15 protein-coding genes are annotated in these 14,054 nt (G+C 65.1%); 5 read left to right on the forward strand and 10 right to left on the reverse strand.

What is annotated here, in order from left to right; genetic code table 11:
- Positions 1–28 precede the first annotated feature (28 nt).
- Positions 29–358, reverse strand: a complete 330-nt coding sequence (locus ABIA42_RS11965) for a PilZ domain-containing protein (protein ID WP_124158977.1) — start codon at positions 356–358, stop codon at positions 29–31.
- On the reverse strand, positions 355–1,464 hold the full coding sequence (locus ABIA42_RS11970) for a DUF2336 domain-containing protein (RefSeq protein ID WP_370113475.1): 1,110 nt from the start codon (positions 1,462–1,464) through the stop codon (positions 355–357). The genes ABIA42_RS11965 and ABIA42_RS11970 overlap by 4 nt, the downstream gene beginning before the upstream one ends.
- A gap of 300 nt (positions 1,465–1,764) precedes the next feature.
- Between ABIA42_RS11970 and ABIA42_RS11975 the strand changes: the two genes are divergently transcribed.
- Complete coding sequence (locus tag ABIA42_RS11975; protein WP_370113473.1) at positions 1,765–2,712, forward strand: helix-turn-helix domain-containing protein; 948 nt, start codon at positions 1,765–1,767, stop codon at positions 2,710–2,712.
- A gap of 50 nt (positions 2,713–2,762) precedes the next feature.
- A complete protein-coding gene (locus ABIA42_RS11980) occupies positions 2,763–3,353 on the forward strand; it encodes an NADPH-dependent FMN reductase (RefSeq protein ID WP_271530480.1) in 591 nt (196 codons plus the stop codon).
- Here the strand turns inward: ABIA42_RS11980 and ABIA42_RS11985 are convergent.
- Together ABIA42_RS11985 and ABIA42_RS11990 are read right to left on the reverse strand one after the other, a co-directional pair.
- Positions 3,350–5,431 (reverse strand): methyl-accepting chemotaxis protein, encoded by a 2,082-nt coding sequence (locus ABIA42_RS11985; protein ID WP_370113470.1) that lies wholly within the window; start codon positions 5,429–5,431, stop codon positions 3,350–3,352. The genes ABIA42_RS11980 and ABIA42_RS11985 overlap by 4 nt on opposite strands.
- A gap of 93 nt (positions 5,432–5,524) precedes the next feature.
- Entirely contained in the window at positions 5,525–5,965 is a 441-nt protein-coding gene (locus ABIA42_RS11990) for a DUF1810 domain-containing protein (RefSeq protein ID WP_271530482.1), read from the reverse strand.
- Positions 5,966–6,084: 119 nt separating this feature from the next.
- Between ABIA42_RS11990 and ABIA42_RS11995 the strand changes: the two genes are divergently transcribed.
- From ABIA42_RS11995 to ABIA42_RS12005, 3 genes are all read left to right on the forward strand, one after another.
- The gene (locus ABIA42_RS11995) at positions 6,085–7,104 is read left to right on the forward strand and encodes a DUF2778 domain-containing protein (protein WP_370113468.1); all 1,020 of its coding nucleotides are present in this window, start codon (positions 6,085–6,087) and stop codon (positions 7,102–7,104) included.
- A 65-nt stretch (positions 7,105–7,169) separates the two neighbouring features.
- Entirely contained in the window at positions 7,170–7,427 is a 258-nt protein-coding gene (locus ABIA42_RS12000; protein WP_172788535.1) for a hypothetical protein, read from the forward strand.
- A gap of 118 nt (positions 7,428–7,545) precedes the next feature.
- Positions 7,546–8,637, forward strand: a complete 1,092-nt coding sequence (locus tag ABIA42_RS12005; protein ID WP_135169532.1) for a TRAP transporter substrate-binding protein — start codon at positions 7,546–7,548, stop codon at positions 8,635–8,637.
- A 147-nt stretch (positions 8,638–8,784) separates the two neighbouring features.
- On the opposite strand, the gene ABIA42_RS12010 is transcribed toward ABIA42_RS12005, so the two are convergent.
- The 6 genes from ABIA42_RS12010 to ABIA42_RS12035 form a co-directional block, all read right to left on the reverse strand.
- Positions 8,785–9,567, reverse strand: coding sequence for an ABC transporter ATP-binding protein (locus ABIA42_RS12010; protein WP_370113465.1), 783 nt, complete (start codon positions 9,565–9,567; stop codon positions 8,785–8,787).
- On the reverse strand, positions 9,555–10,610 hold the full coding sequence (locus ABIA42_RS12015; protein ID WP_370113463.1) for a dihydrodipicolinate synthase family protein: 1,056 nt from the start codon (positions 10,608–10,610) through the stop codon (positions 9,555–9,557). Before ABIA42_RS12015 ends, ABIA42_RS12010 begins: the two co-directional genes overlap by 13 nt.
- 6 nt (positions 10,611–10,616) lie before the next feature.
- Positions 10,617–11,438, reverse strand: a complete 822-nt coding sequence (locus ABIA42_RS12020; protein ID WP_370113461.1) for a GNAT family N-acetyltransferase — start codon at positions 11,436–11,438, stop codon at positions 10,617–10,619.
- On the reverse strand, positions 11,425–12,462 hold the full coding sequence (locus ABIA42_RS12025; protein WP_370113459.1) for an NAD-dependent epimerase/dehydratase family protein: 1,038 nt from the start codon (positions 12,460–12,462) through the stop codon (positions 11,425–11,427). Before ABIA42_RS12025 ends, ABIA42_RS12020 begins: the two co-directional genes overlap by 14 nt.
- Before the next feature lie 20 nt (positions 12,463–12,482).
- Entirely contained in the window at positions 12,483–13,253 is a 771-nt protein-coding gene (locus ABIA42_RS12030; protein ID WP_370113457.1) for an ABC transporter permease, read from the reverse strand.
- Positions 13,254–13,337: 84 nt separating this feature from the next.
- A complete protein-coding gene (locus tag ABIA42_RS12035) occupies positions 13,338–13,985 on the reverse strand; it encodes a TetR family transcriptional regulator (protein WP_370113455.1) in 648 nt (215 codons plus the stop codon).
- Positions 13,986–14,054 lie beyond the last annotated feature (69 nt).

A 14,054-nucleotide genomic window follows, 5' to 3' on the forward strand; every position in this document is an offset into this window, starting at 1 on the left:
TGTCAAACACCAGGTGGAATGTTCGAATCTATTTGCTCTGAGCCGCGGTCTGCGCAGGCGCCGGCGTGCCTGCAGGTTTCTTCTTGCCGTCAGCCGTAACGAAGTGAACTCCAGCCGTGGTGCCGTCGATCCAGACCAGTTCGCAGCGCCGGTAGGCGAGGCCGGTCGACGACAGCAGCATGAAGAACTCCTTGGCCTGGAGCACGTCGAGCGTGCCCTCGACCTCGATCTTGGCGCCGCTTTGCGACACGTCCAGCAATACGCAACGGCGTCGCCAGGTGCCGTCCGACCCCATGAGGTTGACCGGCTGCCTGTGGTCCATTTTCACGCGAGAGGCTTTGCGACCGTCGAATTTCATCGGCTAATCCCCATCTTTGCGCCGCGATGTTCCCGACTGCTCTCCGTGGCGTTCGCGGCAATTTCCCCCCAACGCACCGTCCACTGGCTGGTCGACAGAAGCAGTGTCTCGAAAATGTGCTGCGCGCGTTCGCGCTCGGCGAAGGAAAGCCTTCTGCCGCAGCGATTGCCCAAGATGGCCAACGTGGTCTGCCAGTTCAGCCGCGAGGCACGGCAGGCCATCACGAGACCCTCGCAATCGTCGTCGGTCATGACATGCTCGACGATTTCGATGGGAGCCCCCGAAAGCACAGATAGGGCCGTGACGAGGTTGGCGGTCTCGCCGCGGATGGCGAAGCGGTTGACCGTGGAATCGTTGAGCTTGCCGATGCGGTTGAGCGCGACGATCTCCGGCCGCGCGCTTGCATAGGCGGCCGCGCAGGGCAGCTTGGGGACGATTGGCGCGGCCGCTGCGGCTTGAAGCGAGACGGTCGCCTTCGGCCCTGTGCCGGATTTCGGAGCCGGTGAGGCCGACAGCAACTTCCGCATGACCGTGTCGGGCGTGTCCGGCCTGAGTGCCAGCGCCTTCGTGAGTTCATCATCCGTCAGGCACTTCCCGACCAGCGCGGCGTAGGCGGCGTCAGAGAAGCGTGCCTCCGTATTGGCGATCAGCGCAATGCAAACGCTGCGGAAGCCGCCTTCGATCAGCGTCTCGATCACCGGCGGATCGATCGGCGCGCGGGCGGCGATCGCGCGTTGCTGCCGTTCGCCGCTCGAGGCCGCGATCGATTTGAGATCGGCTGTGGACAGTGACTGCGATCTCAGCAAGACGGGGCACGCCACCTCCGGATCGTGGTGTGAGGCGAGACGCCGCACGGTCTTCGGCGGAGCCACCGCGAGCTCCGCGAGTGCCGTGCTGAGCTCAATCAACCCATTGGCCTCAACGCGCTCCGTCAGCCGCAGCAGAACGCCGTCGACCACACTCGCGAGCAATTCCTGAGGCCGGTCGCGGCTGCCGGTGAGCAGCTGCATAATGCCGGAAAGAATGCGAGCGCAGCGGTCCTGCGGACACGTTGCGACCGCGGCCTCCAACTCGACCAGAACATCAGCAGGCGAATTTGCCGTCATGGCAGGGGCCTGAAAATTGAAATAACTTTGACGATCAAACGACCGGTATTGCGCCTCAAAGTCGTTAATTTTGAATTTTAGATATCGAAGGTCGGGTATTTGAGCACCATCGGCGGTGCGGGAAACGCTATCGAAATTCGGCGAGACAGGACGGGCCCGCTTGTTCTTTCAATGAGCTCCTCGCCAATTGCTCAGGACACGTTAAGATTGATCCTTTCAGGGTAACGGAAAACCGAAGGGGGAAACGAACCGGCACTGCGGCCTGACGCACATCCACGCGACGTTGCGTTTCCTGTTTTCATGAACAGCATTGACGATGTACCGAGATTGGCAATCAAAACATTTCGCTTCGCAGACGTCGACGAATTTCGAAGTGCGATACGCGGGCTGAATTTCGAATTCACGCCTTTCGTACGGAGAATTTCGGCTGAGCAGACAATCCTGTCGTTGCCCGGCTGCGACGTGAATCTGACGCAGACGTTTCCGCGAATGGTCGATGCGCAGCTGGTCGAGAATTGCACGGCGATCGGCTTCACGATGGACGACCTCGACGTACCCGTTCGCTTCAATGGCTCGCAGCGCGCCCGACCGGTCGTGGTCATTGGCAGCGGCGGCGCCGCCTACACCACCGTTGAGGAAGTGCAGCGACAAATCGCCTCGGTGGTTTTCAGGCCGGAGGTGCGGGACCGAGGCTGGCCGGCCACGCTCTCGAGCTTCAAGATTTTCGAAGTCTCGGCGGCTGGCTTGCACCGGCTGCGCACCGTGGTTCGTGAGGTGCTGGCCGAGGCGTCCGGCCCGGCCGAGGCACCGGAGCTTTCGTTGAAGGGCGCGGCAATGAAGGAGTCCCTGCTCGGAGCCGTCGACGAGGCCTTCGAAAGCGTCGTCTCGGCCCGCTGGACCCTCGGCCCCAACGACGAGCGGAATTTCAGGATGTTCCAGGATATCCGCGCACTGCTGACCGAGGATTTGTCGCAGCCGATCTACAGCGATGAGATCGCGCGCAAGCTCGGGCTCTCCGTTCGCACCATGCACGACGTCGTCCGCCGCTATCGGGGCATGAGCCTGCACCGCTATCTGCGCCTGCGCCGGCTGTGGCTGGTGCGGCGGCAGCTTCTCGCCGGCGCTGATAGCGTCAAGGCGGTCGCGCTGGCGTTTGGCTTCTGGCATCTCAGCGATTTCTCCAGAAGCTACCGCGTCCAGTTCGGCGAGTCGCCGTCGCAAACGCTGGGCCGCGGTCGCGGACGATAGTCCGACAAATCGAGTAGGGACGGGCGCCGGTTTCGTGCTACCGTCCGGCCATGAGCAATCGCATTCTCGTTCTCTACGGTTCCTACCGTTCCGACCGCATGGGCATCCGCCTTGCGAATTTCGTCATCGATCGGCTGCGCGGCCGCGGTGAGGAGGTCGAATTCATCGACGCCAAGGCGATCGGCCTGCCGATGCTGGACCGAATGTACAAGGAATATCCCAAGGGTGCCGCGCCCGAGGCGCTGGAGAAGCTGGCCGGGCAGATCCGCGGCGCCGATGGCTTCGTCTTCGTCACCGGCGAGTACAATTGGGGCATCCAGCCCGGCCTGAAGAATCTCACCGACCACTTCCTCGAAGAGTGGTTCTGGCGTCCGGCCGCGATCGTGAGCTATTCCGCCGGCCGACTGTCCGGTGCGCGCGCGGCGACGGCCTGGCACGGCACGCTTTCGGAGATGGGCATGGTGGTGGTGTCGAGCACCATCGGCGTTGGTCCGATCGCGCAGACATTGTCGGCGGACGCCGAACCGATCGGCGAGGGCGGCAAGGCGCTGGAGCGCTCGTTCCCCCGCTTTGCCGACGATCTCTTGTGGTGGATCGAGGCAGCGAAAGCGCAGCGGGCGCGGAAGGCACCGCCTTATTAGGCGGCCCTGACCTCGCCGAGGAAGCGGTCGAACTGTCCGGCGAGATCGCGCGACTGCGTCGAGAGCTGCTCGGCGGCGCCCAGCACCTCCCTCGCGGCAGCTCCCGTGTCGTCGGCGGCGCGCTGCACGCCGGAGATGTTGCTGTTGACCTCCTGGGTGCCGCGGGCGGCCTCCTGGACGCTGCGGGCGATCTCCTTGGTGGCCGAGCCCTGCTCCTCGATCGCGGCGGCGATCGCGGTCCCGATCTGGTCGATCTCGCCGATGACGTCGGCGACGTTGCGGATCGCGGCCACGGTCTCGTCGCTTGCGGTCTGGATCGCCGTGATCTGCTCGGAGATCTCGGTGGTGGCCTTGGCGGTCTGGCCGGCCAGCGACTTCACTTCGGAGGCGACCACGGCGAAGCCGCGGCCGGCATCGCCGGCGCGGGCGGCCTCGATGGTCGCGTTCAGCGCGAGCAGGTTGGTCTGTTCGGCGATGCTCTGGATCAGCGTGACGACGTCGCCGATCTTCTGGGCGCCCTCGGCGAGCGCGCGGGCGGTGTCGCCGGTGCGGCGCGCGTTGTCGACGGCACGGGCGGCGATCTCGGTGCTTTGGGCGACCTGACGGCCAATCTCCGCGATCGAGGAGGTCAGCTCTTCGGTGGCGCTGGCGACGGTCTGCACGTTGCTTGAGGTCTGTTCGGAGGCGGCGGCGACCACCGCGGCCTGGCTGTTGGTCTGCGCCGCCGTCGAGGTCATCGACTGCGCGGTGCTTTCCATGGTCGCCGAAGCCTGGGACAGTCCGCCGACGAGCTCGGTGACCTTGGCCTCGAAGGCTCGCGTGAGGCTGTCGAGCGCCTGCGCGCGCCGCATCTTGCCGTCGTTCTCAGCCTGCTTCTCGGCGGCGAGCCGGTCGGCCCGGATCATGTTGTCCTTGAAGACCTGAACCGCCGCGGCCATCGCGCCGATCTCGTCGGAGCGCTCGGCGCCGGGGATCTCGCCGGCAACGTCGCCATCGGCAAGCTGTGTCATGCGCGTCGTCAAGCCGACGATCGGGGCGCAGACGCGGCGGCGGACCATCACGATCAGGCCGGCGCTGGCGATCAGCACGGCGATAAGGCCGGCCAGCGCGATCGTCAAGCTGGTGCGCGCCGCCGAGGAAGCGCCGGCGAGGATCTCCTCCGCGTTGTCGTAAAACGCATCGCGAACGCCGATGATGGAGCCGAGACCCTTTTGCGACGCCGCGTAGTAGGTGTCGACGTCGTGCTCGTACTTGCCGCTGACGGCACCGTCCTTCACCATCTTGAGCTCGCGGCCGAATTCCTCGACGTAGCGCGAATTCATTGTCTCCAGCGCCGCGCCGATATTGGCCGGGGTCGCCGGATTGCCGCGCAGCTCCATCAGCGCCATCACGATCTGGTCGCTGCGGCCCTGCATACGGGCGACGTCAGCCTTCTCAGCGTCGGTTGCGACCTTCTTGCCGCCGACGAGGTTCTTGTGCACGCTTGCATTGAGGCCGCCGATGTCGCGCAGCGTCATGGCGATGTTGGCGTAATTGGCCTGGCGGTAGGCATCGCCATTGAGAATCGCCATGCGGCGAACCTGCTCGTTCAGCAGCGCGGTGACGTCGGCATTGAGCACGGCATTGTCGGCGACGACCTTGCGGGCCGCGTCCTTGCGCGCGTCCGCAGGCCCCGCGATGGCCTTGTCGATCGCCTCGCGCAGACCGGTGAACTTCGAGTTGATGGCGTCGATGCTGCCGCCGATGGCGTTGCCGTCGTCGAATGGGCCGGGCAATTCCTTGCGTAGCGCGTTCATCCTGTCGCGGGCGCCGTTGGTTGCCTTGCGCAGCCTGTCCTGCTCGGCAAGCTGGGCCGGGTCGACAGTGGCGGGGCCGTAGAGGATGTTGGTGGAAAAACCCCGCTCGGGATTGAGGTAACGCGGAATGTCGCTGACGGCGCGGACAATCGCCAGCCGGCCTTCGGCTTCGCTGATCCGATCCATCGTCTGGTATTTGGTCACGGCGACGTAGACGGCAAGGCCGCCGCCCACGGTCGAGAGCGAGACGATGGCGCTGGTCAGGAGCGTACCGATTTTCATGATCTGTCCGGCAATGGCTTGCGACGAGAGTTAAATTTGCACGGACAATAAATACCCCGTGTTAATCTCGGGTTACGCTCCCTGGCGGCCAATTCAGCCGGATGCGCGGTCGAGCCGCGACAGGATCTCAAGCGTGGCGCCGTCGCGTTCACCCGCAAAATATCGGGTAATCGCCTGATCGAAGATCGGCTCGTCGGACACGGCGCCGAACAGCGTCATCGACGAGCGGAATTTGGCGTCGTCCGGCGCGCCCAGGATCGCGTTGATGGTCCGTCCCTCGACGGCGAGCACGAGCCTCGTGCATTCGATCAGGCGCGCCCCGAGGACGGGATGGGCGAGATAGGCCTTGGCCTCCGCGCGGGATCCGATGGCATAGCGCTGCGACATGGCGCTGAAGCCGAGGCCTGCGACCTGCGGGAAGATGAACCACATCCAGTGAGTCTGCTTTCGACCCCGGGCCAGTTCGGCCTGGACGTCGCGATAGACCGGGTCCTGGGCCCGGACAAAGCGGTTGAGATCGAAGAGATCGGTCATTGGATACCTTTGGGAGGCTTGCCGGCCGCGATTATGCCTAACTTTTGGCTCCCAATGTGGTAGCTGGTATAGAGTCTCCGGGTGGGGGTGGGCACCCCCGGGGTCGATTTGGGGATCCGATGGTTTCCGACGCAGCAAACGCCGAGAGGCTGTTGTCGCGCCGCCGTGTGGGGCGGGCCGAGACGATTTTACTGTCTGTGGCAGCGGTCGCGCTGGCGCTTGGCGTCGCCGCGTGGGTTTCTGATATCGGCGATTCGACCCCGCTGGTCTCCGCCGCGTTGCCGCCGGCCAATGCTCCTTCGTTCGAGGACCGTTTCGCGTCGGCCTCCGGCAGCCCGCCGGCCCGCGAGTTCGGCCTGCGGGCGTTCGAGCGTTCCGCCGTGAATGCGGTCCAGCTCAAGCTGCGAGATGCCAAGGCGATGCTCGCCCAGAGGCTTCAGGGCGACGACTGGCGCTCGATGCTGACCGATGACGAACAGTCTGCAGCCGAAGAGGCGAGGCCCTCGCAGCGCGCCGACGCCATCCCGATGCCGCGCTCGCGTCCGGTCCAGGCAGATCTGGCCGCCCAGATCGCCTCCAGTCAGGCCTATGCCGATACCGGCTCCAGGGCCGACAACCGCAACTTCTTCGAAAGATTCACCGACAAGATCAAGCTGGCTTCGTTGACGCCGGATAGCGGGCTGCTGACAAAGGCGCCGGATCTCGCCTCCCTCGGCTACGACTCGCGAACCGCGGTCTACGACATCTCGGCCAAGGCGGTCTATCTGCCGAGCGGGGTGGCGCTGGAGGCCCATTCCGGCCTGGGCGCGCTGATGGACGACCCCGACCACGTCGACCGGCGGATGGTCGGCGCGACGCCGCCGGCAACCTACGACCTCAAGCCGCGCGAAAAGCTGTTCCACGGCGTCCGGGCCCTGCGCATGACGCCGACTGAGGGCACCAGTGCGCTTGGCCGCGTCGGTCTGCTCACGCACAACTACTTGCTCGGGCCGCGCGGCGATTCCAACGGTTGCGTCTCGATCAAGGACTATGACCGTTTCCTGAAGGCCTACGACAGTGGCGAGTTCAACCGCCTGGTCGTGGTGCCGAGCCTGCGCGGGACGGCGACCGCTTCGCAGCGCGCGAGCACCAATTCCTGACCTTGCCTGCGACGGCGGGGCTGCCGTTTCCCCTTCGTTAAGCCGTCCTCGCCCAGAAGCAGCCCATGAGTGATGCATCAAGTTCCGAAACCCCGCTGCGCACGACGTTCAAGATCAAGCTGAACGGTGACACGTTGGCGATCGCGACCGTCGGTCAGGCCTATCAATTCCTCACCAACTTCAAGTCGGTCGAGTGGATGGAATTTCGCTCCCTGCACGAGGACGCAGTCGCGGCCCTGGAAGGCGCCGCCGGTAACGCTATGCTGGCGGTGCAGGCGACCAACGCCGTGCGCGCATTATTCGTCAGCGCCAAGCTGCTCTGAGAGCTCCGCAAAGCCTTCTCCTCGCAACTTGAACTCCGCTATAGGAACGGGCAAACGGTCCGCGAAGACCGTCGCAACGCCATTTGTTTGAAACTTGCTTCAAGGGAGAGACCCCATCATGAAACGCCGTACGTTCCTCAAGGGCGGCGCAGTCGCCGGCGCGACGACGCTGGTTGCTGCACCTGCGATCGCGCAAAGCGCGCCCGAGATCAAATGGCGCCTGACCTCGAGCTTCCCCAAGTCGCTCGACACCATCTACGGCACGGCGCAGACCTTCGCGAAATACGTCGCTGAGGCCACCGACAACAAATTCCAGATCCAGACCTTCTCGGCGGGCGAGCTCGTGCCCGGCCTCCAGGCGCTCGATGCCGTCAGCACCGCATCGGTGGAGATGGCGCAGACCCCGCTCTATTTCTACATCGGCAAGGAGCCGGCGCTGGCCTATGCCACCGGCGCGCCGTTCGGCATGAACCATCGCCATCAGGAGTCGTGGTGGCACTTCGGTGGCGGCGCCGACCTCACCAACGAGGCGCTCAAGCCCTTCAAGGCGCACGCCATCCTCTGCGGCAATTCCGGCACCCAGATGGGCGGCTGGTTCCGCAAGGAGATCAAGACCGTCGACGATCTCAAGGGTCTCAAATTCCGCATCGCCGGCATGGGTGGCCACGTGCTGGCAAAGCTCGGGGTCGTCCCGCAGCAGATCGCGGGCGGCGATATCTATCCGGCGCTGGAGAAGGGCACGATCGACGCGGTCGAGTTCGTCGGTCCCTATGACGACGAAAAGCTCGGCTTCTACAAGGTCGCCAAATATTACTACTTCCCCGGCTGGTGGGAAGGCGGCGCCATGCTGCACATGATCGTCAACGACGAGAAGTGGAATTCGCTGCCCAAGCAGTATCAGGCGATCGTCAACCAGGCGGGCGCGGCGGCCGGTGCCTGGATGCTCGAGAAATACGACAGCGTGAACCCGGCTGCGCTGAAGCGGCTGATCGCGAGCGGCACTGAGCTGAAAGCGTTCCCGCAGCCGGTGCTGGAGGCCTGCTACAACGCGACCCAGGACCATCTGAACGAGCTCGCCGCCAAGAGCGACCTGTTCAAGCGGACCAAGGAGAGCCACGACGCGTATATGAAGGAGCTGCTCTTCTACACGCAGATCGCGGAGAATTTCTACGACAATTATCTGCTCAGCAAGATGCGCAACAAGAGCTGACGTGAGGGGAGTGCGGTGCTGCGATTGCGCCGCGCTCCCGTAGGGTGGGCAAAGGCGCACTTGCGCCGTGCCCACCATCACGTACTTCACTTGCAATGGTGGGCACGCTCCGCTTTGCCCACCCTACGAGAATTTTCGTGTGGCGACTTACGCCGCGCCCAGCCCCAGTTTCGCATAAATCCGCCTTGCATAGGCTCCGAACGCATCGGTCGTCTTCAGCGGAAGATCGCGCGGGAAGGGCAGGTCGATCGCGAAATAGTCGGCCATCTTCGCCGGGCCCGCCGTCAGCACGGCGCAGTGCGAGGACAGGAAGACGGCTTCCTGGATCGAATGCGTGACGAAGATGATGGTCTTGCCGCTCTCGCGCCAGATCCGCAGCATCTCCAAATTCATCTGCTCGCGCGTCAGCGCGTCCAGTGCGCCGAACGGCTCGTCCATCAGGATCAATTTCGGATCGTGGATGAAGGCGCGCGCGATCGCCGTGCGCTGCTGCATGCCGCCGGAAAGCTGTTGCGGATATTTCTGCTCATAACCGGCAAGGCCGACCAGATTGAGCAGATCGCGCGCCCGCTCGCGCGCGGCTTTCATCGGCAGGCCGACGATCTCGGCCGGCAGCAGCACGTTGTCCAGGATGGTCCTCCATTTCAGCAGCAGTGCCTGCTGGAACACCATGCCGATATCGCGGGTCGGATCGAACGGGCTCTTGTCATTGCCTATCCTCACGGTGCCGCCGTCGGCGTCATGCAGGCCCGCCAGGATCTTCATCACCGTCGTTTTGCCGCAGCCGGACGGGCCGACCAGCGAGACGAGTTCACCTTCCTGCACGTCCATGGTGACGTCGGACACCGCCAGAAACTCGGCGCCGCCGCTGCGATAGACCTTTCGGACGCCTTGCAGGCTGATGAAGGGGTCCGAGCTCATGCCAGCCATTTGTTCAAGTTCGCGGCGACGAAAGCATCGTCGCTGAGGTCGGCATGCTCGCGGCAGACGCGATCGATCTCCTCCTTCTGGCCGGGGCTGAGGCCCTCGTCGGGATCGAGGCACCACAAACCTTTCATCAAGCCCTGGCGCCGCAGCACTTCGTGGCAGCCGGCGATGCAGCCGAGGAAATTGTTGGCGACGTCGAAGAAGGCGCTGTTGCAATCGGTGACGCGGGAATCGAGCGCCAGCAGGTCGGCGGGCACGCTGTCCCTGTGTCGCGCCGCCTTGCAGCGCTCGAACTGCTGGATGGCGCTCGCGGTCCATACCGACCAGTGGCCGAGCAGGCCGCCCTTGAAATAGGTGCGCGTGGTGACGCCCTTGTCGCGGAGATCGAACGGCAGCATCAGGTCGAGCAGGATGTGGTCGTCATTGCCGGTGTAGAGCGCGACGCGGTCGAGCGCTCCGGCGGCTGCGACGCCGCGCAGAACATCGAGCGTACGGTAGCGGTTGAACGGTGCGATCTTGATCGCAATGACGTTGTCGATCGAGGCGAAGCGCTGCCAGAACCGGCTCGACAGGACGACGCCGCCGACGGCCGGCTGAAGATAGAAGCCAACCAGCGGAATCTCGGCGGCCACGGCGGTACAATGCGCGATGATCTCGTCCTCGGAGGCGCTCTTCATCGCGGCGAGGCTGAGCAGGCCCGCATGATAGCCGATGTCGCGTGCAGTGCGGGCCTCGGTGATCGCCTGGGAGGTCGGGCCGGCAAGGCCTGCGACCATCGCGAGCGGACGCTTGGTCCAGCTTGCGGCGGTCTCGGCGGCGAGCTCGAGTACGGGACGGTAGAGGCCGACGTCCCGGATCGCGAACTGCGTGGTGTGCACACCGACGGCAAGGCCGCCCGAGCCGGCGTCGATGTAATAGCGCGTCAGCGCACGCTGATGCGTCTTGTCGAGCTGTCGCTCGGCGGTGAGCGCGAGGGGATGCGCCGGCAGCACGGTGCCGTCGGCGATCAGCTTGCGGATTTCGCTGTTGATCTGGCTGTGGTGCATGATGTCCTATCCGAATTCGGGGCCGGCGACGGCGAATGGCATTTCCTCGGCCATGGCGGTGGCGGGGCCGAGACGCATGCGCTGGAAGGGTCGTTCGATGGTCCAGCCGGACGCTGTCAATCCGTCCAGGAATGCGGCTTGCGACGCGACGGCGTCGAGCAGGAGCGGTCCGTCCTGCGACCGCGCGATCGCACTGACCAGGATCAGCGCGGCTGTGGTGTGATCGGCGAACAACGGGCCGATATGGCACGCGGCTCGGCCGTTCCGCACCAGCGCGATGGCGCCGTTCGCGGAGACGATGCGCGAGCCAGGCCGCCGCGCGAAAGCGGAGAGCAGGGTGGTGCGGTCGAGGCCGGTCGCGCGCCGGTCCCGATCGCGAAGCGCGTCGAGCGTTGCGGTTGACGGCGCCTGCCCGGACGCGGACGTGAATTTCACCAGCTTCAGCCGGCGCAACTGCGAGGTCGGGGTGAAGCCGAGCGGGCCGTAGACCTTGGCGCCGTCGGGCGTCGCATCGAGCCAGCACGTCAGCCCGTTCTTGCGCGCCGCCTCGAGGCAGGCATCGACGAGTTGCGTGGCAAGACCGCGGCGGCGGTGGCTTGCCGTCACCAGCACCATGCTGATCCACGCATTGTTGCCGGAATAGGGCAGCAGGGCCGCAGTCGCGACCAGCCGTGCGCCGTCGCGGATGCCGAATACGACGCCTTCACTCAAGAAGAAGCGCCAGTCCTCGATCGTCTGGTTCCAGTGCGCTTCGGTCGAGAGCGCAAGGCCGGCGGCGGCGTCCTCGACGCCGAGCCGGACGATGCGCGGACCGTCAGTAGCGGCCATCGCGCACCTCGTATTTGGTGGGCTTGCCGAGGCTCGGCATGGCGCGAGAGACCCAATCCGCGGTCCAGGCGATCAGTTGCTCGGTGTCAACGACGGGCAGGCCGAACAGTTCGACCGCCTTCGACGTGTCGGTCAGCCAGGCCGTCGGCTCTTCCTTGCCTGTCAGCACCGGCGCGCGGCCGAACCTTGCGCCGAACTTCGCCGCGAGATCGCGCACCGCGAGGATCTCGTGGCCGCTGACGTTGATCGGCGAGGTCGGCGTCGTGCAATGCGCGAGGCAGCGCAGCGCCTGGGAGGACGCATCGCCCTGCCAGATGAAGTTGACATGGCCGAGGCTGACGTCGATCGGAGTGCCCGTCAGCACTTTCGTCGCGATGTCGTGCAGCACGCCATAGCGCATGTCGATCGCGTAGTTGAGGCGGAAAAGGCGCCCCGGCGTGCCGAATTTGTGCGAGAAATATTCGAACATGCGCTCGCGGCCGACGCAGGACTGGGCGTATTCGCCGGGCGGGTTCGGCGCCATGTCCTCGCTCGAGCCTTTGCCGTCGACCGGCACGAACGGATAGATGCAGCCGGTCGAGAACGCCACGATGCGCGAGGAGGGGAAGGCCTGCGCGACCAGCGCCGGCACATGCGCGTTCATCGCCCAGGTCAGCGACAGATCGCCCTCGGCGCCGAACTTGCGGCCGGCCATGAAGACGATGTTCGGCGCCTTGGGTAGCGCCGCGATCGCCTTCTCGTCCATCAGGTCGCAGTTGATCGTTTCGATCCCGCGCGCGTGCAGCCAGTCCTTCGCGCCGGCGTCGCTGAAGCGGGCGACGCCGATGATGCGGCGGTCGGGCGCGGCGGCCTTCGCAAGTCCCGCCAGCGTCGGGCCCATCTTGCCGGCGACGCCGAGGATCATGATGTCGCCCTCGACCTTCTTGAGGTCGTCGATCAGCGCCTGGCTCGGCCGGCACAGGAGATCGTCGAGTGCCGCGATGTCAGGGATGGTCTTCGGCAGCGTCTGGCGGGTGAGCAGCATGGGTACGTCGTCCTTGGTCTTCAGGTCTGCCTGGCGTCGCCGACCACGAACATGCGTTCGAGGGCGAGGACCAGGCCGTAGAGAGCGACACCAAGCAGCGTCAGCAGCACGACCGCCATCACCATCGCGGGCGTGTCGAGCGAGGACTGCACCTGGATCATGAGGTAGCCGAGGCCGCGCTCGGAGGCGATGAACTCGCCGACGATGGCGCCGGCGACCGCGAGGATTGCGCCGACCTTCATCCCGGAGAAGATGTAGGGCAGCGATCCCGGCAGCTGGATCTTGCGGAACAGTGTCCAGCGCGATCCGCGCAGCGATTTGACGAGATCGAGCAGGTCCGGCTCGACTTCGCGCAGGCCGCGCGCGGTGGTGAGCAGGATCGGGAAGAAGCAGATGCTGAAGGCGATCAGGATGTTCGGCACGATGCCGTAGGAGAACCAGACGATGAAGAGCGGGCCGAGCGCGACCTTCGGAATCATGTTCAGCGTGACGAACAGCGGCAGCAGCACGAGGCTGAGCAGCGGTGCCCAGCTGAAGATCACGGCAAGCGCGACGCCGACGAATGCGCCGAGCGCGAAGCCGCCGAGGATCTCGATCGCCGTCACCAGCGTGTTGGCGCCCCAGGAATAGCCCGTGGTCCCCAACGTCTGAATTGTCGCAAGCGGGGAGGGCAGGATGAATTTCGGGACCTGGAAGGCATCGACCGCGACCTGCCACAGCACGAGCACGGCGAGGTGCACGATCAGGATGATCGCAAAGCTGCGCGAGGTGCGTGCCCCGTCTCCTGCCACCGCATGCTCCCTGTTGCCGACAGCCACCCTGCTGCGTGTCGCGAGCCTAGCCGGACTCGAGGGAAGTTTCAACCAGTTGGTTGATTAGGGCCGGAGCGACTGGAGCACGAGGTCGGCGACGTGCCGGCGGCGGGCGCGCCGCTGGGCCCGGCTCGACAGGTCCTTGCCGAAGATCGCCGACAGCGTCGGCGTGTTGGAGAAGAAGAAATAGCTGAGGCCCGCAATGGAGATGTAGAGCTGGACGGGATCGATCCCCTTGCGGAATACGCCAGATCGCACCCCCTCGTTGAGGATGTGGGAGACGCTTTTGACGAGCGGCGAGTGCATCGCCTCGAGCCGGGTCGAGCCGCGGACATGACGGGCGCCGCCGCGGTTCTCGTCGTTCAGAAGCACGATGAAATCAGGGTTTGCCGCCAGGTGATCGAACGACGCCTCGATCAGCTTGCGGATCGCGTTCTCCGGCGGCAGGCCTTCGAGATTGAGCCTGCGCTCCTGCTCGCGGATGTCCTCATAGACCCATTCGAGCACGGCGAGGTAGAGCGCGTCCTTGTCGCCGAAATAGTGGTAGACGAGCTGCTTGTTGACGCCGGCGCGCTCGGCGATCTCGTCGACACGGGCGCCCGCAAAGCCGTGCCGGGCGAATTCCTGGCGCGCCGCGGTCAGGAGCTTCCTGCGGGTGGCGACGGGGTCGCGGCGCTGCGGCACGGTGTCGCCAGATCGTTTTGCGGGCATTTCCAACCAAACAGTTGACAAGTGGAGGGCGGGCTTGTTGCATTGGTATCCTCACAAGGGGAGAGCGAC

The organism is Bradyrhizobium sp. USDA 327 (assembly GCF_041262065.1).
Taxonomy (GTDB): Bacteria; Pseudomonadota; Alphaproteobacteria; order Rhizobiales; family Xanthobacteraceae; genus Bradyrhizobium; species Bradyrhizobium liaoningense.

Coding starts and splice junctions, on each gene's coding strand:
- ABIA42_RS11975 (WP_370113473.1), top strand. CDS start 1,765: ATGAACAGCATTGACGATGTACCGAGATTGGCAATCAAAACATTTCGC.
- ABIA42_RS12020 (WP_370113461.1), bottom strand. CDS start 11,438: ATGGCCGCTACTGACGGTCCGCGCATCGTCCGGCTCGGCGTCGAGGAC.
- ABIA42_RS12015 (WP_370113463.1), bottom strand. CDS start 10,610: ATGCACCACAGCCAGATCAACAGCGAAATCCGCAAGCTGATCGCCGAC.
- ABIA42_RS11965 (WP_124158977.1), bottom strand. CDS start 358: ATGAAATTCGACGGTCGCAAAGCCTCTCGCGTGAAAATGGACCACAGG.
- ABIA42_RS11980 (WP_271530480.1), top strand. CDS start 2,763: ATGAGCAATCGCATTCTCGTTCTCTACGGTTCCTACCGTTCCGACCGC.
- ABIA42_RS11970 (WP_370113475.1), bottom strand. CDS start 1,464: ATGACGGCAAATTCGCCTGCTGATGTTCTGGTCGAGTTGGAGGCCGCG.
- ABIA42_RS12035 (WP_370113455.1), bottom strand. CDS start 13,985: ATGCCCGCAAAACGATCTGGCGACACCGTGCCGCAGCGCCGCGACCCC.
- ABIA42_RS12010 (WP_370113465.1), bottom strand. CDS start 9,567: ATGGCTGGCATGAGCTCGGACCCCTTCATCAGCCTGCAAGGCGTCCGA.
- ABIA42_RS12005 (WP_135169532.1), top strand. CDS start 7,546: ATGAAACGCCGTACGTTCCTCAAGGGCGGCGCAGTCGCCGGCGCGACG.
- ABIA42_RS12025 (WP_370113459.1), bottom strand. CDS start 12,462: ATGCTGCTCACCCGCCAGACGCTGCCGAAGACCATCCCTGACATCGCG.
- ABIA42_RS12000 (WP_172788535.1), top strand. CDS start 7,170: ATGAGTGATGCATCAAGTTCCGAAACCCCGCTGCGCACGACGTTCAAG.
- ABIA42_RS11985 (WP_370113470.1), bottom strand. CDS start 5,431: ATGAAAATCGGTACGCTCCTGACCAGCGCCATCGTCTCGCTCTCGACC.
- ABIA42_RS11995 (WP_370113468.1), top strand. CDS start 6,085: ATGGTTTCCGACGCAGCAAACGCCGAGAGGCTGTTGTCGCGCCGCCGT.
- ABIA42_RS11990 (WP_271530482.1), bottom strand. CDS start 5,965: ATGACCGATCTCTTCGATCTCAACCGCTTTGTCCGGGCCCAGGACCCG.